This is a genomic window from Mycolicibacterium pallens (assembly GCF_019456675.1).
In the GTDB taxonomy this organism is placed as follows: Bacteria; Actinomycetota; Actinomycetes; order Mycobacteriales; family Mycobacteriaceae; genus Mycobacterium; species Mycobacterium crocinum.
Genome location: NZ_CP080333.1, coordinates 4,342,692 through 4,362,668, shown reverse-complemented (window position 1 = coordinate 4,362,668; position 19,977 = coordinate 4,342,692). Strand labels below are relative to the sequence as shown.

Sequence of the window (19,977 nt, the reverse complement as noted above, 5' to 3'; positions counted from 1 at the left end):
GCCCATGACGTTGTCGGTCGTCGACATCACGCCGACTATCGCCTCCGAGGTCCGGGCGACCAAGGCGGAGTTACTCAGCGGCGCCCATGCTCACCTTCTTCGTGACCTTCTCGAACGCCGCGGCGTGCTGGTGTTTCCGCAGATCGGCTTCACCGACTCCGAGCAGATCGAATTCACCCAGACGTTGGGCACATTCGCGCCCGAGCGCACCGGTGAGCAGGTCTACTCCGTCACCCTGGACACCAACATCAACGAGCTGGCCGACTATCTGAAGGGCTCGCTGTACTGGCACATCGACGGCACCATGAACGACATGCCGATCCGTGCCTCGTTGCTGTCCAGCAAGGTCGTCTGCCCGGATGGTTCCGGCGACACCGAATTCGCCAATACCTACGCGGCCTACGACGCGCTGGACAATGCTGACAAGCATGCACTCGAATCGCTGCGGGTGATGCACTCGGCGTGGAACACGCTGTTCTACTACGACCCCGAACCCAGCTTCACGACTCTGCGGACGATGATGGCGATCGGGGATCGCGAGCTGCCGCTGGTGTGGAAGCACCGCTCCGGACGCAGGTCACTGGTGTTGGGTTGCACGGCTCGCCATGTGGTGGACATGGACTTCCGCAAGAGCGTCGAACTGCTTGTCCGGCTGCGGGATTGGGCCACCCGGCCGGAGTTCGTCTACCGGCACAGCTGGTCGGTGGGCGATCTCGTCATCTGGGACAACACTGGAACCATGCACCGCGCAACGCCTTACGACCCGCAATCCGGCAGATTGCTGCACCGCACCAAGCTGGAAGGTGAGGAGCCGTTCGCCTGATGGACGTCCAGCCTGCCGCCTTCCTGCGCACGACACTTCCCCTGGACTTGTCGGTTCTCACCGAGTTGGACGGTGGTCGGTACCATTCGGTCTGGCTGCCCGATCACATGGTGAGCTTCTGGCCGGATTCGCTGTGGACACCGGAATTCACCGATCTGGCCACCGTATCGCCGTCGCCGCACCGTCACCTCGACGGGATGGCGGTCGCCGCGGCCGCGGCCGTGCTCACCACCAACGTGTCCCTGGCCACCAGCGTGGTGGACACGGTTCGGCGTCATCCCGCGATGCTGGCCCAGAGCGCCCTGACCATCGACCACCTGTCCCGCGGCCGGTTCATCCTGGGCCTCGGCAGCGGTGAGACCGAGAACATCGTGCCGTACGGCTTCGACTTCGCCAAGCCGGTCAGCCGCTTCGAGGAAGCGCTGAAAGTGATTCGGCTGCTGTGGGATAGCCCGGGTCCGGTCGACTTCGACGGCCACTTCTACCGGCTCGAGCATGCTCGGCTGGATACCGAACCGTACGAGGGCCGGATCCCGCCGATCTGGATCGGTGCCAGCGGCCCACGCATGCTCGAGATCGTCGGGCGCTACGCCGACGGCTGGTGGCCGGCGGGCGCGTGGACACCAGACCACTACGCGCAGATGCTCGGTGCGGTGCGCCAGTCGGCCGAACGCGCCGGGCGTGACCCGCTGGCGATAACCCCGTGCTTCGTGCAGATCTGCCTGATCGGTGAAGACGACGCCGCCCTCGAGCGCATCGTCCGTGCACCGCTGGTGGCGAGCTTCCTGCTGCAGGTGTCGGCAGACGTGCTGCGCGGCTTCGGATTCGATCATCCGATGGGGGAGGACTGGGGCGGGTTCCACGACATCAATCCCGCCACCCTCACCCGGGAACGCATCCTCGAGTTCCTCGGCCGGGTCGATCCCGAGGCGATCCTGGCCGTCGTTCCGCACGGCACGCCCAAACAGGTCGCACACACCATCAAGTCGTATGTCGATGCCGGACTGCGGGTTCCCAAGATCTTGGACTACGCCACGATGGCCGGCCTGGAGTTCAGCGCGGCCTCGGCGGCCAACGTGCGCCGGACCGAAGACGAATTGCTGACGTTGTGTGGAGGACAGTCATGACTACCGGACTGGATGCCGCCGGCCTGCTGGCTCGTGCTCGCGCCGAGACAGGTTGCGACGACTTCGGTGATCCGACCCTTCCGGAGCGGTTCGCCCTGGCTGTCGATCACCTCAACGGTATCGGCATGGACGCCAACGGGATTGCCGAAGCAGAGCGCGTCTGTCACTGGCTGTTGACGTCGCGGCTGGACCTGATCGCCGATCGCACCCGCTATCCGATCGCCGAAGAGGTGATCGACCGGCCGATGTTCGTCACAGGCGAGCCGCGTTCGGGCACCACCCTCATGCATGCGCTGATGTCGGTCGATCCGCATGGGCGCGCATTGCGCTTCTGGGAGGTGATGTATCCCTCGCCGCCGCCGGGCCTTGCCGGCCATGACGATCCGCGCCGGGACAGGGCCGACGCCGACTGGCGCGAGATCAACACCAAGATGCCCAAATGGCTGCACAGTCATCCCTACAACGACATGCTCGGTGACGGGCTTCCCGAAGACGAACGTACCTGGGCCTTCGACTTCCGGGTGATGACGCCGACCGCATGGTGGCGGGTACCGATGCAGACGCTCGTCGGCGGGTTGCCGACTGATCCGGCGGCGCAATACCGCCTCCACAAGGCGATGCTGCAGCAGTGCCAGTACAACCGGCCGCCTAAGTACTGGGTGCTCAAGGGCTTTCACGGCTTCCGTTTGGCGGCGCTCTTCGACACCTATCCCGATGCGAATCTGCTGTGGTTGCACCGGGATCCGGTGCAGGTCGCGGCGTCGCGCACGATGATGATGGCCGACATCCTGGAAGGCATCGTCGGCCCGGTGGACCTGCAGGCCGCCGCGAAGATGCATCTGGAGCTGACCCGGGCCAGCATCGCCAACACAATGAGCTCGCCACTGGTGGACGATCCGCGGATCATGCACATCCCGTACGTCGACTTCATTGCCGATCCGATCGCGACGGTGCGGAACTACTACTCGTTCTGCGGGCGGGATTTCACAGGCGAGGCCGAAGCCGCGATGCGCACCTACCTGGCCGAGAACCGCGGCGACCGCTACGGCAAGTTCCGCTACTCCACCGCACTGCTGACCGACATCGGTGAGAACCTCGACGACCTGCACGCCGAATTCGCGGCGTTCCGGGAGCGCTTCGGCGTTCCCATCGAGAAGCGGGATTGACCCCGCGATGCGCGAGCAGCTCTCCGTCCACGATGTCACCTTTCTGGGGTCGAGTCCGGCTGAACTGCAGCGAAATTGGGCTGAGCTGGGGGTGCGATGCCTCAGCGTCATCGACACCCAACTGCTCGACCCGGACTTCCGGCGGGTCATCGAAGGCAGCCACCATATGGTGCAGGCCGTCTGCCACGTTTTCGGGTCCGGCCGGGTGCCGACCGACGAACGATCGGTCGGCGCCGCCCGCGACGCCCTGCTCCGGGTGATCGACGTCGCCGCATCGGTGGATGCCCGCTGCATCTACATGCTGACCGGCGGTCGCGGCGAGCTCAGCTGGGAGCAGGCCGCCGACGCCTTCGGCGCGGCGATCCAGCCGTGCCTACACGAGGCCGAGCAAGCCGGCGTCAGCCTGGCCATCGAGAACGCGTCGGCCCTCTACGCCGACATCCACATGGCGCACAGCCTGCGCGACACGATCACTCTCGCGGAGTCGGCCGGTCTGGACATCTGCATCGACCTGTTCCACTGCTGGGCCGAGGCCGGCCTCACCGGCCTGCTCCTCAAGGCGCTTCCGCGGACGCGGCTGATCCAGCTCAGTGACTACGTGCTCGGCGACCGCGGACTGCCTGCCCGGGCGGTGCCCGGCGACGGCGCGATACCGATCGAAAGCTTTGTGGCGCAGGCGTTGAGTGGCGGTTACCGATTCGGGTTCGACCTGGAGCTGCTGGGACCGCGGATCGACGCGGAGGGCAGACTGGCCGCCGCGCAGCGGGCGTGCGACGTGGTCCGCGGCATGCTCGACCGGCTCGGTGGCTGCGGCGAGGAGGAGTCCAGTGGCGTTCGGTGACGGCCCGGATGACGCGGCGCTCGACGTCGCGTGGAGCGAGTTCTGTGATCGGTTGAAGGACGCGGGCCGAGAGGCGTTCAAGGATCTCAATGCCACCTCTGGCATCCAGCGTGCTGACGCCTTCCGGTTTCTCACCCAGAACCTGGGCCAGGCGTTCGATCTCGCGCTGGAAACCCGCGATCCGAGCTATCCGAGCATCCATACGTTCTGCAACCCCACCCGTAAGCTCGGCGGGGACTGCGCCGATTTCACCTACCAGCAGGCCTGGATCGACGGCGACTCGATCTACCGAACCATCGGAACCCGGGGCACCGCACGCTTTTTCAACGTCACCGTACAGGGTGCCCGCCCGGTAGGTCCGCATGTGCTGCATGAACCGTTCGGCGACGTGCCGGAGGCCAATGTGTTCGGCCACCAGCTGCACATTGAACCCGACGGTACCTTCGAGCTGTACGTCGGCGGGCCTGAGCGGGGGCCGAACTGGCTGCCGACCACTCCCGCCTCGCGAAAGCTGTTCATTCGCCAGGGTTTCGACCGGTGGGATGAGCGGCCCGGCCACCTGCGCATCGAGCGCATCGATATGGCCGCACCCAAGCCAGTACCCACGGCGGCCACGATGATAGAGGCGATGGAATGGGCAGGTGACTTCGTCACCGGCCTGATGAGCAGCTGGCCCGAATTCCCGTTCACCTATGGCGGTGTCGACAGTGCACACCCGAATCGCTTTCCGGCGATGGACGCCACGGCGGCGGACGCCAAGCGCGGCCGGACGGCGGCGAACATGTACTGGGAACTCGGTCCTGATGACGCGCTCATCGTCGAGTTCGACGCCCACGACGGGTTGTGGATGATCACCAATATGGGCGTGTTCTTCACCAGCATGGACTACCTCTACCGCCCGGTCAGCTACACACCGAGCCGCGCGGCCGTCGACGCCGACGGCAAGGTGCGCCTCGTTCTCGCCCACGACGACCCGGGTGTGCACAACTGGGTCGACACCCAGGGCTTCGAGCGCGGCAACCTCACCTACCGCCACATGCTCGAAGGCGAGCCTGCGGTGCTCTCCACCCGGCTGGTCGCCAGGAGCGAACTCGACCAGGTGCTGCCGCCGGACACCAAGCGCGTCAACGCTTCCGAGCGCACCGCGCAGCTCGGGGAACGGTTCCACGGAGTGCGCGGCAGGTTCCCGCTATAGATGTGGACGCTACTTCGCGCGGTTCATCACCCGGTCGGCGGCTTCCCAGTGTTCGTCGGACACCCACAGTTCGGCGAACGCGTCGATCGCCTCGTTCGGTGTGACGCCGCCGATCACCTTCTTGATCTTTCCGGCCGGTCGGTTGGCCAACGACCGTGCCAGAGTGCGCCATTCGTCGTCGAACGACGCCCGGGGAACCACCCGATCGATCAGGCCCCACCGCTCGGCGTCACCGGCGGTGAGGATCGTGCCGGAACCGGCGAGCAGCAGCGCCTTGCTCTTGCCGACCAACGCCGCCAGACGCTCGGCGCCGCCCCAGGCCGGCATGATCTCCAGCGACACCTGGTTGAAGCCGATTTTGATGTCGTCGGCGGCGATCCGGATGTCGGCGGCGACAGCCACTTCGGCGCCGCCGCCGAGGGCGTGCCCGTTCAGCGCAGCGATCACCGGGGCCGGGAACGCGGCGATGCGGTCGCAGATCGCCCGCATGCGCGCCGCCATGCCCGCGGCCTCCTCGGTGGTGCGCAGCGCGCTGAGCTCCTTGAGGTCGCCACCGGAGACGAACGCCCGGTCGCCGCCGCCGCGGATCACCAACGCCTGCGCCCCAGCCGCCGCGTCGAGCGCCTCTTCGAGCTCGCCCATGGTCGACAGCGCGATCGCGTTGCGGGCATGCGGACGGTCGATCGTGAGGACCGTCAGTCCGTCACTCGACTCCAGATCGACCATGGTTGCGTTCTCCAATTCCGGTATTGGCATTCTCGATGACGGAGAATAGCATCGCCAAGCGGAGGTGCTGCAGTTGAGGAATATCCCGGTTGAGCTGAGCAAACGCTACATCGAGGAGGGCTGGTGGACGCCGGATACGCTCGGTGAGCTCCTCGCCAGGGGCCTGGCGGCGAACCCCGACACCGGGTTCTGGGTGCACTCGGCGGTGCGGCCGTACAGCGGGACATTCCGTGACGTGGAGATCCTGGCGCGCCGGCTGGCGGCCGGCCTGCAGGCCCGCGGCGTCGGGCCGGGCGATGTGATCGCCTTCCAGCTGCCGAACTGGGTCGAGGCCGCGGTGACGTACTGGACGACGTCGTTCCTGGGTGCGGTCGTCGTGCCGATCGTGCACTTCTACGGTCGCAAGGAACTGACCCACATCATCGGCACGTCGCGGCCGAAGGTGTTCATCACCACCGAGCACTTCGGCCACATGAGCTTCCAGCCCGACCTGTGCGCCGACGTCCCGATCGTCGGTCTCGTCGGAGAGAACTTCGACGACCTGCTGGCCGACGAGCCGATGCTCGGCGAACTGCACACCGACCCGGCCGGCCCGGCCCTGATCGCGTTTACCTCGGGCACCACCCGCGACCCGAAGGGCGTGATCCACAGCCACCAGACCCTCGGGTTCGAAACCCGGCAGCTGCTGGCGAACTACGCGCCCGACCGCGGTCGCCAGATCACCGCCACTCCCGTCGGCCACTTCATCGGCATGGTCGGTGCGTTCCTCATCCCGGTGCTCGAGGGTGCGCCCATCGACCTCACTGACGTCTGGGATCCAGGCCGGGTGCTGGAACTGATGGAGTCCGAAGGCATGTCGATCGGCGGCGGCCCACCGTATTTCGTAACCAGCCTGCTCGACCACCCAAAGTTCACCGAGTCTCATATGAGCCGGATCAAGCACGTCGGGCTGGGCGGCTCGACGGTTCCGAACGCGGTGACCCGACGGCTGGCCGATCTGGGAGTGCACGTCTTCCGGTCCTATGGGAGCACCGAGCACCCGTCGATCACCGGCTCAACCCCGGACGCGCCGGAGGACAAGCGACTGCTCACCGACGGCGACCCCCGACCAGGTGTGGAGGTGAGGTTGACCGAGGAGGGCGAAATCCTGTCCCGCGGACCGGATCTGTGCCTGGGCTATACCGATGACGAGCTGACGAAGAAGGCCTTCGACGACGACGGCTGGTACCACACCGGCGACATCGGCGTTCTCGACGAGGACGGCTATCTGACGATCACCGACCGCAAGGCCGACGTGATCATCCGCGGCGGCGAGAACATCAGCGCGCTGGAAGTGGAGGAACTGCTGCTGAGCATGCCCGCCGTGGCCGAGGCGGTTGTGGTGTCCGCGCCGGACGCTCGTCTCGGTGAGCACACCGCCGCCGTGCTGCGCGTCAGGGAAGGCCACCAGATGCCGACGCTGGATGAGGTTCGCGCGCACTTCGAGAGATGTGGGGCGGCGCGGCAGAAGTGGCCCGAGGAATTGCACGAGGTGGCAGGGGACTACCCACGCACCGCCAGCGGCAAGGTACAGAAGTATCTGGTGCGCAAGAGTTTGCGTTGACACCGCACTGAGAGCGGAAATTCTGCGAAATCCTCGCTCTGTGTGCGGTCTCAACGCCACGCTTCGTGCACCCGCCGCACAATGTCCGGCTTTCGGTGGCCGGCGATCACCCTGATGCGACGCCACCCGAGGTGAGCGATGTAGTCGGATCGGATCAGATCGTCGTCGTAAATGCTTCGCTCCAGGCGGTGCTGCTCTCCGTCGTACTCGACCGCGACCATGACCTCGGGCCAACCCATGTCCAAGAAGTAGCGTGAATAGCCGTCCGGTCGAAGGATCGGTATTTGAGTCTGCGGCCGCGGAAAGCCCGCGTCCATCAACAACAGTCGTAACCACGTCTCGCGTGGTGACTGCGCGCCGGCGTCGACAAGTTGCAGCATGCGTTCTACCCGCCGCACGTCCTTTGACGTGGGGGTGATTCGCCGCGACTTCGAGAACATCGTCGCGCGCGAAGCCGGTCGCGGCGGCCAGGGCGTCCAGACGCGCGACCGACTGGCCGACGGCACCGCGTCGCGCCAGGTCGAAAGCAGTTCGCGCGACACCCGTGACGGCAATGCCATTCCGGCAGCTGAGTTCTGCATCTAAAAGAGTCTCTTCACGAACCCGAACCCCAGGCGGTGCCTTGCGGGCGGGCCAGTTCACTTCGACGACGGTGGCGTCGTCCACCCATTTCGCTCCATGCAGCGCGGATGCGGCAGCACCGGTGATGACGCCCTGCCGCTTGGACCACAACCAGGCCGCGACGGTGCGGTCGCGCAGCGATGGTGGGCCCTTGACCGTGTACACATCGGGAAGCAGCCGCTGATAATGAGCTCGCAAGTCGTACTTAGCCTCGATCCACCGATGAATTGGCTGGTCACAGGGTGTCGGAGTGAGGAAAGTGCCCCTTGAGCTGGGAAGATTGGTGTTCTCTACGCAATAATCAGTCCAGGTCAGAAAGGCACTTCCAGTGCAAGTGTCCCATAGGTTCGCCGTGTCATCGGCAGTGTTCGACGATGAGCATCTCGTGTCCTGTGTCGGATTGGTCCCGGTCATGGCACTGGCGGGCCAGACTGGGCTCCCGCAGCTATTAACTGACAAGGTGTTCATCGCCGAGCCGAGGATCCCATCGGGGGCGGCCAACCCCGCCCCGAAGCTGAGCACCCTGATCGCGGGCATGTGCGCCGGCGCCGACTGCATCGACGATCTCGACCTGGTGCGGGCCGGTGGGATGCCGACACTGTTCGACGGCGTGTACGCACCCTCGACCATCGGAACCCTGTTGCGCGAGTTCACCTTCGGACACGCCCGCCAACTCGAATCGGTGCTGCGCGAGCACCTGACCGGACTCTGCGCACGGGTCGATCTGCTGCCCGGCTCCAACGAGCGGGCATTCCTCGACATCGACTCTCTGCTGCGTCCGGTCTACGGCCACACCAAACAAGGCGCCTCCTACGGACACACCAAAATCGCGGGCCGCCAGATCCTGCGCAAGGGCCTGTCCCCATTGATCACCACCATCAGCACCACCACGAGTGCGCCGGTGATCACCGGCGCACGGTTGCGGGCCGGGAAAGCCAACTCCGGCAAGGGCGCGGCCCGGATGATCGCCCATGCCATCGCCACCGCCCGCGCCGCCGGTGTCACCGGACAGATCCTGGGGCGCGGCGATTCGGCCTACGGCAACAGCACCGTGGCCGCAGCGTGCCGCCGCGCCGGTGCCCAGTTCTCGCTGGTGCTGACCAAAACCCGCACCGTCACCGCAGCCATTGAGTCCATCGACGAGAGCGCCTGGACTCCGGTGGAATACCCCGGCGCGGTCCGCGATCCCGACACCGGTGCCTGGCTCTCCGATGCCGAAGTCGCTGAAACACCTACACCGCCTTCACCTCCACCGACCACCCCATCACCGCGCGGTTGATCGTGCGCCGGGTCAAAGACGCCCGCTACCTCGACGCCCTCTTCCCGGTGTGGCGGTATCACCCGTTCTTCACCGACACCGACGAACCCGTCGACGCCGCCGACATCACCCACCGCCGACACGCCATCATCGAAACCGTGTTCGCCGATCTGATCGACGGACCCCTGGCGCATATGCCCTCAGGACGTTTCGGAGCGAACTCGGCCTGGGTCCTGTGCGCGGCGATCGCACACAACTTGCTGCGCGCCGCCGGCGTCCTGGCCGGTGGAGCCCACGCAGTCGCCCGGGGAGCCACCCTGCGCCGCAAAATCATCACCGTCCCGGCACGGCTGGTCCGACCCCAACGCCGACCGATGCTGCACCTACCAAGCCACTGGCCCTGGGCGGCTCACTGGCTTGCGCTGTGGCACAACATCATCGGCTACGACCCACCTCTACCGGCAACAGCCTGACCACCCGGCCGAACAGGCCCCAACCGGAGCGCACAGGAAAAGCTGGGCAGACCAGCGGTTACCTCACGCTCACAGCCCCACGAAACGACAACCAGCCCCAGCAGACACATCAATCACTCAAGTCCACGGATCGAGGCTTAGCGAAATAGCCCAGAAGCACGACGCGAAGCTCCTCCTTCACCGGCGGATCACTGTTGCTAGACTCGCGGAACGCCAACTGCGACAACCATTCTAAGATCTGGCTTCTCGGTCATGGAGCATGATCGTCATGCGACCACCAATCGGCCTGCGCTGCCACACGACGTTGCCTTTACCGCTGACAGGCCAGAGAATGGGAGTGGCGTCGACGTAGCGGCGAACACTCAGTGATGTCGCGGCTGGATTTCGCCCATAGGACCAAAGCCGGCGACTTCCGGCGCATCGACGTAAATGATCTCCGGTTGCGCGGCTACCAGATCACTGGCCTGGTCTACGAAGTCAGAAAAGGCGGTCGTGGCGACGTGCGCCGTTCCGGCTTCGGAGTCACGAAACCCCTCGATGCATACCCATGTGTCTGGCTCAGCGACACTGCGCGACCATTCGAAGAACAAATTTCCCTCTTCTGCATGCACCTGCGCGGCATATTTGTTCGCCAACTCCTGCCAGCGGTCAGCTTGGTCGGCGCGCACTGGGAATTTGACGTTGATCAAGATCATGTCGTGTCCTTCGTCGTTGGAGGGTCAGTTATGAGGTGGGTGGTCGTCTTCGATCAGGGTCGGAGCACTGGTCGTCTGCCGGGTGGCGTGTTCGAGTAGTTCGAGGATGTGCACGTACGGCGCTCCGGTTGCTCGGGTCATGGCGATCTCGCACGTCCGGTTGACCGAGGCGTATGCGCGAGGAGCGTGTCGTCCAATCTCTTCAGCTTCGGCTGCGGTGGCGGCGGCGGTGAGCTCGGGATGCAGCAGGCCGCGGTCGCCAGCGAATCCGCAGCACGCCCACTCCGTGGGATCGATGACTTCGTCCGCGATGACAGAGGCGAGCCGCCGGATCGTCGGGTCGATGCCCAGCCGCGCCGTGGAGCAGGTGCGGTGCACTGCCAGCGAGTCGACTCGGACCGGGGTCGGCAGGTGCGCTAAGACCGTTTGCTCTACGAAGGTGGTGGCGTCGATGACGGTCAGGCCGTCGTCGTTCAGCAATGTCTGCAACCCCTCGGTACACGACGCGGCGTCGACGACGACAGGGAGAGCTCCGGCTTTGGTTGCGGCCTGCAGCGCCGAAGCGACTTTGGTGTGCATGTGCTGCTGGCCGCGGTCGAAGCCCTTCGACTTCCAGGGTGTCGCACAGCACAGGGATGCGATCTCGCCGGGAATCGTGACGGCGATGCCGGCTCGTTCGCATAAGGCGAGGAACGCGTCATGTACTCCGGTGCTGCATTCGGCGGCCCCGAACATTGTCGATAGGCAGGCTGGGAAGTAGACGGCTACGGGGTCGCTGGCCGATTTGGGTTGGCGTCGAGTCCCACCACGCGGCAGGTCAACTGACCATCGCGGCACAGCGTCTGTTCCGATGAGTGCGCGGCCGGCTGTACTGAGAATGACGGGCGCTGCATTCGGAAGGGCCTTAGCGGCGGTGAGCGCGTGTCCGGCTGCGCGGGTCGCGACATCCCAGTGTTTCGCGAGGGTCGACCACGCTGCTCGCGAGACGCTGGTGTGTTGTCGGCTGCGAAGTCGGCGGGTAAGCGCGCCCGTGTCGATGTCGACGGGGCAGGCGAGCTGGCACAGGCTGTCGACCGCGCACGTCTGGGTAGCGTCGTACTCGTAGTCGTGTTCCAGTTCCGCGGCCAGCGCGTCGTTGCCGAGTTGGTGTGCTCTTCTTATTTCACGGCGGAGCGCGATGCGTTGACGCGGCGTGGTGGTCAAGTCCTTGCTCGGGCACACCGGCTCGCAGTAGCCACAGTCCACGCACTTGTCGACTTCCTCCTCAACTGGCGGGGTCGTCTTGAGGTGACGGACGTGTGCGCGTGGATCGTCGGTGATGAGCACCCCGGGGTTGAGCACATTCTTCGGGTCCATGAGGTTTTTGAGATCCCGCATGACCTGCCACAGCTCGTCCCCGTACTGCCGTGCGACATAGGGCGCCATCAGCCGGCCGGTTCCGTGTTCGGCCTTCAGGGTTCCGCCGTGGGCAAGGACGAGCTCGACCATGTCCTCGGTGAAATTCAGATAGCGATCCAAGCCGGCGGCTGAGGAGAAGTCCTCGTTGACGACGAAGTGGATGTTGCCGTCTTTGGCATGGCCGAAAATGACGTTGTCGCGATAATTATGTTGCGCGAACAGGGCCGTCAGTGCGGTGCACGTGGGAAGCAGTTGTGCCACTGGCACCGCGATGTCTTCCAGCAGCGGTGACGCGCCGGCGGGCCTAGCGCTGGCGACCGTGGCGTAGAGGCCTTTGCGAATGCCCCACAGCGAGCCGCGCGTCGCTGCGTCGCGGGTAAAGCTGGGTGTGTCGAGTACGTCAGAGGCGACGATCGCCGACTGTGTACCGGCAACACGTTCGACGAGGCGCAGCTCGTCTGAGTCATGGTGTTCGACAAGCAACGCCGCGTGCGAGCTCACTTCCAGCTCCCGTAGGTCGGCTGTCGAGGCAGGATTGGCTTGCGCCACGCGTAAGCTGGTCGAGTCGAGAAGTTCGATGACATCCAAACCGCTGTCGACCAATGTCGGCAGGACACCCGTTGCGGCGTCCAGGTCCGGGAACAGCAACAGACTGGTGGCAGCGAACTTAGGGTCGGGCACCGTGCGGAAGACCGCTTCGGCGACAAAGACCAGCGTGCCCTCGCTGCCGACGGCGAGATGCAGCAGCAGGTCAACAGGAGAGTCGAAGTCCACGAAGGCGTTGACTCCGTAGCCCATCGTGTTCTTCAGCGCGAAGAGTTTCTCGATGATGCGCCGCGATCGTTCGTTGTTGCGCACGCGGTCGCGCAATTCGGTCAGACCGCGGTAGATGTCTGGTTCTCGGTGTCGCAATTGATCGTCGGCGTCACGGTCGGCTGTATTGACGACAGTGCCACTGGTCAGCACGAGAATCGCTGACTCGATCGTCTGGTAGGTGTTCGCGCGCGTACCGCAAAGCATGCCGCTGGAATTGTTGGCGATGACACCGCCGACGGTGCAAGCGCTTTCACTCGCTGGGTCGGGACCGAGCTTGCGGCGGTAGGGTCGCAGCCTGTTGTTGACCTGGCGAACGGTAGCCCCGGGTTGCACCCGCACACGAGCCCCATCGTCGAGAACTTCGATGCTGCGGAAATGCCGACGTGTGTCCAGCAGCAGACCATCGGTGCCCGCCTGACCAGACAGGCTGGTACCTCCCGACCTGAAGGCGACACTGACGCCGTGGTGCGCGGCGACGCGGACGATCCCGGCGATGTCCTCCGCGCGTTGCGGCGTGACGACTGCCTGCGGGACCAGCAGGTAGTGCGACGCGTCGTGGGCGTGCCTGAGCCGGGCCGAGGCGCGGTCGCTGACACCTCCGGGCGCGATTCGTTCCAAATCCGCCAGCAGTCCTGGGTTTCCCTGCGCGCGGGTTGCCGAGGGGGCTGACAGCGAGCGCGCTCGATCCAGCGGCACCGATGGTGCACGGGTCCCCGGTCCGTCGGTGAGCGATGCCGACGGTGCGGGGTCGCCGTCAGGACGCATTTTTGGGGACGAGAATCCCGCGTCCGACGAGTGTGCCTGATTCCAGGTCGTGGAACGCGTCGAGCGCGGCGTCGAGCGGATAGGTGCGGGTGTGCAGTGTGACCCTGCCCTGGGCGGTGAGCGTCATCAGTTCGACGAGGTCGTGGTAGGTGCCGACAAGGTTGCCAACGACATTGATCTCGCGGGAAATCAATTCGATGGTCGGTATTTTGACTTCGCCTCCGTAGCCGATGGTGTAGTAGCTGCCGCGGTTGCGCAGCATTGCGACGCCGGTGGTCGGGGTGCCGTGTTCGCCGACGAAGTCGAAGGTGACGTGGGCTCCGCCGTCGGTGATGTCGCGGACCTGGGTCAAGATTTGGTCATCGGTCTGATTGGCGTCAAGGGTGTGGTCGGCGCCGATGGAGCCCGCGAGCTCTCGGGCTTCGGACGAGCGGTCGATAACGGTGATCGTGGCGGACGTGAGCGCGGCGAGCACCTGGACGCCGATGTGGCCGAGGCCGCCAGCGCCGATCACGACGGCGTGCGTGCCGGGTGTCAACAGGTCGAGTGACTTGCGCACGGCGTGGTAAGCGGTCAGACCTGCGTCCGCAAGGGCTGCCACGTCGGCCGGCTGCAGGTTGGGTTGCAGCTTGACCACTGCTCGGGCGTTCGTCAGCAGCAGGTCTGCCATGCCGCCATTGACGTTGAGCCCGGGAAACGAGGCGTTGTCGCAGTGCGAGTCCTGCCCGATGCGGCAGGCGCCGCACAGTCCGCAGGTCACCAGCGGGTGCAGGATGACGGCGTCGCCGGGGGCGACGTTGGTGACCGCGCTGCCGACCTCGCGCACCCATCCGGCGTTCTCGTGGCCGAGAGTGTAGGGCAGCGTCGGATCTTGGATCGCTGCCCACTGCCCTTCGACGACGTGCAGGTCGGTGCGGCACAGTCCGGCGGCACCGATTTCGACGAGTACGTCGAGTGGGCCATTAATTGTCGGTTCTTCGACGTCGTCGATGGACGGCTGCTGGCCGTAGGCGTGGACGCGGACTGCTTTCATCGGGCACCTCGTTCGGGAATGGCGTCACAGGATGACGCGGTGGGGGATGGAGAAGGAGAAGCGGACTGGAAACGCCGGCGACTGATTCTGGCCAGGGCGTACTTGCCAAGGGAATGCCATGACACAATCGCCCACACGCTCTCGAGCAAGAGGAAGCCCCATTGGCTCGACAGCGCCGCCAGGACGGCCAGGACGGTCGACCCGACGGCGTTGAATGTGAGGTAGCTGACGCTGGTGGGCCGCATCTTCTTGAATTGCACGAGCATGAATGGGAGCAGGACGCACAGCGAACCTGCGACCTGGATGGTTTGAGTCACGGAGTGGTCCCGTCGTTAATGGCGGACGTATCGAGCCGTTGTGAGCGCTCTAGCCCACTGGGCGCACTGGGTTTCCAGTGCTCGGGTCTTTGGCTTGGGCGGTGGGGGGACTGTCGATCCAGCGGATCGCATGGATCGGGCACTGCTCGAGTGCGTGTTGGACGGCGGCGTGGTGCTCGCCGTCGGCGTCAATCTGCACTGCTTGGACGAATCCCCAGTCGTCGTAGGTGAAGTGCTTCGGCGCGACCTCGACGCAGATGCCGTAACCCTGGCAGCGGGTGGGGTCGATGCGTGCTCTCATGTGCTGCTCCCTACGGTGGAGGCCACCGGTTGGGCGGCGTTGTTGGAACCGGCTGGCTGAGCGTTCCAATCCATGCCGATCGTCATGTAGTCCCAGCGGTTGGTCTGCGGGGCGGCCGCGCATTGCTCGCAGCCGGCCTGCAGGTGGCGTGAGAAGTCGTGGGAGTAGTAGCGCAGGATGGAGCGCAACAGGAGGGCGACGCCATCCGGGACGGCGCATGCCCCGCGTCCACGCAATTGCGTGCTCCACCGAGCCAGCTTTTGGTCGTACTGCTTGCCGGGCTGTCGGTGTCCCAGGGAAGCAAGTACTGAAGCCACCGTCTCGGTCGAAGACATGCAGCTGCGGCATTGGCGCGCGTTGGAGTCGTCGTAGAAGGCGGCGACGTCGGCGGCGACGCGGATGGGGCAGGTGTCTGGTGGCATCAGGTACAGCGCTCCGCATCCGCGGGAGCTGCCCTGCCGCAGGATGGCTTCGAAACTCAACGGAAGACTGGGCCATCCGGGCAGGATGCCGCCGAAGAAGCCACCCATGAGGATGTTGTAGCGAGAGGTGCGTTCTCCGGTGATCTCGAAGACCAGATCGCCGACCGGTAGGGCGTCGGGCAGTTCGTAGAGCCGAGGCTCGATGTCCGGACCGGAAATCGTCGCAAGGAATCCGGGTGACGGTGCGGGGTCCTGCGCGGTGTTCGCGTGGGCAAGCCAGGCGAGCGTCTCGACGTTCAGCACGAGTGTGGGTGAGTCGTCGACACCGACCTGGAACGGGCGCGGCGGCTTGTCGGTCGGTCGGGCAACACCAGTGTTGATTGAACGCACTGCTGCCGACTCTTCGCCCGCGACATAGGTGTCTTGGGCTTCGACGACGCGAATGTCGACACCAATGTCGTGCTCGGCGGTGAGGCGCGCCAGCGCGGTGCCCATCGTGTACCGCGAGACGGCGTCGGCGGCGTAGACGTAGGCGACGTCCGCCCCGACGGCACGAGCGCTAAGCACCAGTCCGTCCAGCACCAGGTGCGGGCGGAACCGCATCAGGTAGCGGTCCTTAAAGCTGAGGGGTTCGCCTTCGGCTCCATTGGCGATGACTTTCGCCGGCTTGCCAGCCGCCGCCGACGCGGCCGCGACGGCGCGCAGTTTAGACGTCGTCGGGAACGCTGCGCCGCCGCGCCCGCGCAGTTTGTCCAGACCAGGCGAACCGGTCACTGCCTCCAGAGCGTCGGCGTTCCTCCCAGCGCCGGTTCCCGCACTGCGGTAGCCTCCGCGGTCGACGTAACCCGCGTAGTCGTGCGGTTGGGCGGCCAGGTGCCCCATCAGACCGGGGGAATCGGTCCAGCGGCGGATATTGGCCGGGTCGAGAATTCGGGCGGGCAATGTCGGTGAGGTCATGAGGTCTCCACCTCCGTTCGCAGGGCAGGCGCCGGTGTTGCTTCCGTGTGGTGGGCGAGCTGTGCAGCATCGCCCGTCGCGGTGCTCAGACCCAGGGTTTGGTCGCGGCGGAAGACTAGGAAGCTGCCGTACATCACAAAGGCCAACGCCGAGGACACGATGAAGCTCAAGTCGACGCCGCCGGCGATGTTGGCCCACGGCCCTGTCAGCACAGGCGGAGTGTTGGCCAGCAGCATCCCGATGATGACCGGCGGAATCCAGGCAGTGATGGCGTAGATGTTCCACCCGTTGTGGAACCAATACGCGCCGCCTGTCTTACGAACATTGAAGACCTGGAGGTCCTCGGGTACGTAACGGCCCCGCGAAGCGAAATGGCCCATGATGATGATGACCAGCCACGGCGCGGTCACGACGTCGAGCAATGTGATGAATGCCGCCACGAGGTCTATCGCGTTCCACACCAGTGATCCCAGGTAGACGAGCGCGAGGCTGACGACGCTGATCGCGAGGGTGGCGTTGACCCGCTTGAGTCTGACGATCAGCGACGACGTGTCCAGGCCAGACCCGTAGAGCGCGATCGCGCCCTGGCCGCACCCGCCGAGCAGACCGACGATGACCAGCGGTATGGCGAACCAGGTCGGCAGCCCGGCGACGAGCTTGTAGATGAAGTCGGACGTGGGATCGGCGAACATCGTGGTGAAGTAAGCGGCGGCGATGAGCCCGAACCAGCAGCCGATGAAGAGGCCGGCGCTAGACATCCAGGCGGCACGCCGTGCAGCGGAGACGGGGATGTAGCGGGCGTAGTCGTTGGCGAAAGGTCCGTACGACAGGGCTAGACCCGCCGAAGTCACGGCGGACAGCAGCCACGTGGGCCAGAACCCCCCGAGCAGGTACTCGCCGCCCGCATAGTCGGCGTGGAAGTCGGGGAGTTTGACCACGATGCCGATCAGGAGGAGCACGGCGAGCAGCGGTGCGAGGTACTTCTGAGCGACCACGACGGTTGCGTGACCGACAAGAGCGACCACGATGGTGATGGCGCCGATGATTGCGTAGGCAATCGCCAGCTCGAGATTTCCTTCGGGCAGGTTGAACAGCCGATGCCCGCCGGCGACGATGGCTTGGCCTCCCGTCCATACCGCAAGGGCGTAGAAGCCGATCGCGATGAACAAGACGACGATCGAGCCGACGATGCGCCCGACGACGCCGAAGAAGGCGCCGCTACTGACGGCACTGTTGGTGCCGGTGCGCGGCCCGACGAGCGCCACGTGCCCGAAGAGAGCGGTGCCGACAGCGGTGCCGATCGTGATGGCCCAGAACGAAGCCCACCAGCTCAGTCCGAATGCGACCGGCAGGCTGCCCAGCACGATGATGCCGAAGCACATCTGCGCCCCGAAGAACACGACACCCATTTCGCGCGGGGTTGAGTTGCGCTCGTCGGCAGGGATGTAGTCCACACCGCGGGTCTCGACACGGCCAATCTCGTCCACACCGTGGCGTGGTCCACCTTCAGCAGCAGCGATGCTCATGATCAGCCTCGCAAGCTGAGACGGCCGGCGCCCTCGATGAGCGCGAGTCCCTTGACCGGCACGCCGGAGTTGAGTGGGATCTCGGCCGTCTGCGAGCAGAACTCCAGATCGACGGCGACCTCGCCAGCCACACCTTCGTAGATGCCTGTTCCGTCGTCGAAGGTGAACTGTCCCTTGTCCCGTCCGTCGACCATGAACCAGTCGACATGGCCCAGCAACAGGTCGCCGGTGCGGTAGTCCTCCAAGCGCACCACGCCGTGTCCGCGCGGGGTGGTGCCGTCCGAGTCGACCTCATCCATGCCGACATACAGAGACCGGAAGTACGCGGGTTCGGCGCCGTCGCGAACGATCTTGGTCATGATGTCAGCCTCAAATGTGACCGTGGTCATCTTGCCTCGCAGCGGCAGGGCTCGGCCCCACTGCGCAATGCCGCCGGCGGTCATGGTGACGTCGTAGTCGGTCATGGTGCTCCTTCAGTTTCGATTTTTCGGTTGGTGAAATAAGGCGTGCGGGCGAAAAGCCGACGCCTTCGATTGGGGATGTCGCACTGCCGCGATGCCTCGGCAGGCTTGATGTCGCCTAGCTGGTCGCCGCCAACACCGCGGCGCCCTGGGCCGCCGCCACGTCATCGTCGGCAACAGGTGCGTCGCTGTCGACGCCGGCGAGGCGCCACGCCAAGTACTTCTGCATCTGCCAGATGGCTTGTTCGTGCCGATGCAGAACACCGCCGCGCGCGTTCATGGAGCGGGTGGTGGTCTGCACGTACTCGTTGATGCTGGAGTCCTCGGCCTGGAAGGTGCGGAAGAAGTCGGCCGCTTCCTTGACAGATTCTTCGAAGTTCTCGACACCGAAGTGCTGCTCGGGCACCATGAGCGCCACCTCGAGGCGGTGGGTTTCGGGGCCGGTGGGGATGGCCTTGAACCAGAACGTGATGTCTGGAGAAGGCACGATCATGAACATCGGAAACTTGACCATGAGCAGCGACTGAGAGCGCTGGTAGGCCGACAATGCCGGGTGGGCCGGTAGCCAACTGGGCTGCTGCAGATAACCGTCCTCTTCGCCTGATGCGGTCTCAGGGCCGGCTTTCATGCGGGAGTAGAACCAATCACGGCCGGTGGGCTCGCCGAGCTCGACCGTGCCGATCGGCCACAGCGGCTGCAGAGTCTCTTTGTGGATGCCGATGTGGTGGTAGCACTCGGCGTAGTTCTCCACCATGATCTTCCAGTTGACTGTCGACTCACCCCAGTCCACGACGTCGGCGGTCTTCCAACCGGTGAAGTCGTACTGGTCGAGAATCTGCTCGAAGCCGCTCATGTCAAGCGGCTCAGCCTGGCCGTCGATGTTGACGAAGACGAAGCCCTGCCAGATCTCGTGTCGGATGGGCCGCAGACCGTAGTCATGACGATCGAAATCGGGACGTTCGAGCATTTCGGGTGCGTTGAGCAGCGATCCGTCCGGCCGGTAGGTCCATGAGTGGTAGGGGCACTCGAACCACTCGGCGCAGCCGCGAGCGCGCTTGTCGGGGGAGGTCTTTCCGCCCAACAGGTCTACGTAGCGGTGCCGGCACACGCGTGAGAGCACCCGCACGACGTCGTCCTGGCCGCGTACCACGATCATCGGCTCCCCGCCGAGATCGACTGCCAGGTAGTCGCCCGGCGCCGGGACGTCTTCGACGCGCGAGACGCACACCCAGTCACTACGGAATATCTGCTCGATCTCGCGCTCGTAGAACTCTGGATCCCAGTACGCCTGCACAGGGAGCGGCACCGCTTGCTCCAACGGCAGCTTCGACTGTGCCGCAATCTGTTCGATGACCGCGTCGATGGGTTAGCGGATCGCCTCGACCATGCTCGTTCTTCCTCTCGCTGACGCTTAGGCGCGACCTGGCGGCCACGGGCTGTGTGATCAACAACA

The 19,977-nt window shown here is 65.2% G+C and carries 18 protein-coding genes and 1 pseudogene; 8 read left to right on the top strand and 11 right to left on the bottom strand.

Features of this window, described 5'->3' with window-relative positions; all coding sequences use genetic code 11:
• The first annotated feature begins 4 nt into the window (after positions 1–4).
• The 5 genes from K0O64_RS21255 to K0O64_RS21235 are packed head-to-tail and all read left to right on the top strand — an operon-like array spanning position 5 to position 5,152.
• Positions 5–823 (top strand): TauD/TfdA dioxygenase family protein, encoded by an 819-nt coding sequence (locus K0O64_RS21255; RefSeq protein ID WP_096312015.1) that lies wholly within the window; start codon positions 5–7, stop codon positions 821–823.
• Positions 823–1,950, top strand: coding sequence for an LLM class flavin-dependent oxidoreductase (locus K0O64_RS21250; RefSeq protein ID WP_071942633.1), 1,128 nt, complete (start codon positions 823–825; stop codon positions 1,948–1,950). Before K0O64_RS21255 ends, K0O64_RS21250 begins: the two co-directional genes overlap by 1 nt.
• Positions 1,947–3,116 carry a sulfotransferase family protein gene (locus K0O64_RS21245; RefSeq protein ID WP_071942635.1) on the top strand — a complete coding sequence of 390 codons (1,170 nt, stop codon included), beginning with the start codon at positions 1,947–1,949 and terminating at the stop codon, positions 3,114–3,116. Before K0O64_RS21250 ends, K0O64_RS21245 begins: the two co-directional genes overlap by 4 nt.
• A 7-nt stretch (positions 3,117–3,123) precedes the next feature.
• The gene (locus K0O64_RS21240) at positions 3,124–3,957 is read left to right on the top strand and encodes a sugar phosphate isomerase/epimerase family protein (RefSeq protein ID WP_071942637.1); all 834 of its coding nucleotides are present in this window, start codon (positions 3,124–3,126) and stop codon (positions 3,955–3,957) included.
• Positions 3,944–5,152, top strand: coding sequence for a hypothetical protein (locus K0O64_RS21235; protein ID WP_071942639.1), 1,209 nt, complete (start codon positions 3,944–3,946; stop codon positions 5,150–5,152). The genes K0O64_RS21240 and K0O64_RS21235 overlap by 14 nt, the downstream gene beginning before the upstream one ends.
• Positions 5,153–5,161: 9 nt before the next feature.
• On the opposite strand, the gene K0O64_RS21230 is transcribed toward K0O64_RS21235, so the two are convergent.
• Positions 5,162–5,878 (bottom strand): enoyl-CoA hydratase/isomerase family protein, encoded by a 717-nt coding sequence (locus K0O64_RS21230; RefSeq protein WP_071942641.1) that lies wholly within the window; start codon positions 5,876–5,878, stop codon positions 5,162–5,164.
• Positions 5,879–5,951: 73 nt separating this feature from the next.
• Here K0O64_RS21230 and K0O64_RS21225 point away from each other — a divergent pair, with 73 nt between their 5' ends.
• Positions 5,952–7,481, top strand: a complete 1,530-nt coding sequence (locus K0O64_RS21225; RefSeq protein WP_071949669.1) for an AMP-binding protein — start codon at positions 5,952–5,954, stop codon at positions 7,479–7,481.
• A 50-nt stretch (positions 7,482–7,531) separates the two neighbouring features.
• Here the strand turns inward: K0O64_RS21225 and K0O64_RS30395 are convergent, their stop codons facing one another.
• Positions 7,532–7,861: a putative endonuclease domain-containing protein gene (locus tag K0O64_RS30395; protein ID WP_425574837.1), complete on the bottom strand. Its 330-nt coding sequence runs from the start codon at positions 7,859–7,861 to the stop codon at positions 7,532–7,534.
• Between K0O64_RS30395 and K0O64_RS30390 the strand changes: the two genes are divergently transcribed.
• Together K0O64_RS30390 and K0O64_RS21215 are read left to right on the top strand one after the other, a co-directional pair.
• A complete protein-coding gene (locus tag K0O64_RS30390; protein ID WP_425574836.1) occupies positions 7,860–8,066 on the top strand; it encodes a hypothetical protein in 207 nt (68 codons plus the stop codon). The genes K0O64_RS30395 and K0O64_RS30390 overlap by 2 nt on opposite strands.
• 364 nt (positions 8,067–8,430) lie before the next feature.
• A pseudogene (locus K0O64_RS21215) lies at positions 8,431–9,833 on the top strand (IS1380 family transposase).
• A 362-nt stretch (positions 9,834–10,195) separates the two neighbouring features.
• Here the strand turns inward: K0O64_RS21215 and K0O64_RS21210 are convergent.
• From K0O64_RS21210 to K0O64_RS21170, 9 genes are all read right to left on the bottom strand, one after another.
• Positions 10,196–10,528 carry a putative quinol monooxygenase gene (locus K0O64_RS21210; protein WP_220045736.1) on the bottom strand — a complete coding sequence of 111 codons (333 nt, stop codon included), beginning with the start codon at positions 10,526–10,528 and terminating at the stop codon, positions 10,196–10,198.
• Positions 10,529–10,552: 24 nt separating this feature from the next.
• Positions 10,553–13,507 (bottom strand): FAD-binding and (Fe-S)-binding domain-containing protein, encoded by a 2,955-nt coding sequence (locus K0O64_RS21205; protein WP_220045735.1) that lies wholly within the window; start codon positions 13,505–13,507, stop codon positions 10,553–10,555.
• A complete protein-coding gene (locus K0O64_RS21200; protein ID WP_071942645.1) occupies positions 13,497–14,540 on the bottom strand; it encodes an NAD(P)-dependent alcohol dehydrogenase in 1,044 nt (347 codons plus the stop codon). The genes K0O64_RS21205 and K0O64_RS21200 overlap by 11 nt, the downstream gene beginning before the upstream one ends.
• Complete coding sequence (locus tag K0O64_RS21195) at positions 14,537–14,857, bottom strand: CBU_0592 family membrane protein (protein ID WP_096312014.1); 321 nt, start codon at positions 14,855–14,857, stop codon at positions 14,537–14,539. Before K0O64_RS21195 ends, K0O64_RS21200 begins: the two co-directional genes overlap by 4 nt.
• A 49-nt stretch (positions 14,858–14,906) precedes the next feature.
• Positions 14,907–15,158 (bottom strand): ferredoxin, encoded by a 252-nt coding sequence (locus K0O64_RS21190; RefSeq protein ID WP_071942647.1) that lies wholly within the window; start codon positions 15,156–15,158, stop codon positions 14,907–14,909.
• Positions 15,155–16,537 carry an NADH-ubiquinone oxidoreductase-F iron-sulfur binding region domain-containing protein gene (locus K0O64_RS21185; protein ID WP_071942649.1) on the bottom strand — a complete coding sequence of 461 codons (1,383 nt, stop codon included), beginning with the start codon at positions 16,535–16,537 and terminating at the stop codon, positions 15,155–15,157. The genes K0O64_RS21190 and K0O64_RS21185 overlap by 4 nt, the downstream gene beginning before the upstream one ends.
• Positions 16,534–18,063, bottom strand: a complete 1,530-nt coding sequence (locus K0O64_RS21180; RefSeq protein ID WP_083542562.1) for a purine-cytosine permease family protein — start codon at positions 18,061–18,063, stop codon at positions 16,534–16,536. Before K0O64_RS21180 ends, K0O64_RS21185 begins: the two co-directional genes overlap by 4 nt.
• Before the next feature lie 2 nt (positions 18,064–18,065).
• Positions 18,066–18,527, bottom strand: coding sequence for a hypothetical protein (locus K0O64_RS21175; RefSeq protein WP_071942651.1), 462 nt, complete (start codon positions 18,525–18,527; stop codon positions 18,066–18,068).
• 115 nt (positions 18,528–18,642) lie between these two features.
• Positions 18,643–19,830, bottom strand: a complete 1,188-nt coding sequence (locus K0O64_RS21170; RefSeq protein ID WP_225933506.1) for an aromatic ring-hydroxylating oxygenase subunit alpha — start codon at positions 19,828–19,830, stop codon at positions 18,643–18,645.
• Positions 19,831–19,977: the final 147 nt, after the last annotated feature.

Coding starts and splice junctions, on each gene's coding strand:
- K0O64_RS21255 (WP_096312015.1), top strand. CDS start 5: ATGACGTTGTCGGTCGTCGACATCACGCCGACTATCGCCTCCGAGGTC.
- K0O64_RS21250 (WP_071942633.1), top strand. CDS start 823: ATGGACGTCCAGCCTGCCGCCTTCCTGCGCACGACACTTCCCCTGGAC.
- K0O64_RS21245 (WP_071942635.1), top strand. CDS start 1,947: ATGACTACCGGACTGGATGCCGCCGGCCTGCTGGCTCGTGCTCGCGCC.
- K0O64_RS21240 (WP_071942637.1), top strand. CDS start 3,124: ATGCGCGAGCAGCTCTCCGTCCACGATGTCACCTTTCTGGGGTCGAGT.
- K0O64_RS21230 (WP_071942641.1), bottom strand. CDS start 5,878: ATGGTCGATCTGGAGTCGAGTGACGGACTGACGGTCCTCACGATCGAC.
- K0O64_RS30390 (WP_425574836.1), top strand. CDS start 7,860: ATGCGTTCTACCCGCCGCACGTCCTTTGACGTGGGGGTGATTCGCCGC.
- K0O64_RS30395 (WP_425574837.1), bottom strand. CDS start 7,861: ATGCTGCAACTTGTCGACGCCGGCGCGCAGTCACCACGCGAGACGTGG.
- K0O64_RS21210 (WP_220045736.1), bottom strand. CDS start 10,528: ATGATCTTGATCAACGTCAAATTCCCAGTGCGCGCCGACCAAGCTGAC.
- K0O64_RS21205 (WP_220045735.1), bottom strand. CDS start 13,507: ATGCGTCCTGACGGCGACCCCGCACCGTCGGCATCGCTCACCGACGGA.
- K0O64_RS21200 (WP_071942645.1), bottom strand. CDS start 14,540: ATGAAAGCAGTCCGCGTCCACGCCTACGGCCAGCAGCCGTCCATCGAC.
- K0O64_RS21190 (WP_071942647.1), bottom strand. CDS start 15,158: ATGAGAGCACGCATCGACCCCACCCGCTGCCAGGGTTACGGCATCTGC.
- K0O64_RS21185 (WP_071942649.1), bottom strand. CDS start 16,537: ATGACCTCACCGACATTGCCCGCCCGAATTCTCGACCCGGCCAATATC.
- K0O64_RS21180 (WP_083542562.1), bottom strand. CDS start 18,063: ATGAGCATCGCTGCTGCTGAAGGTGGACCACGCCACGGTGTGGACGAG.
- K0O64_RS21175 (WP_071942651.1), bottom strand. CDS start 18,527: ATGACCGACTACGACGTCACCATGACCGCCGGCGGCATTGCGCAGTGG.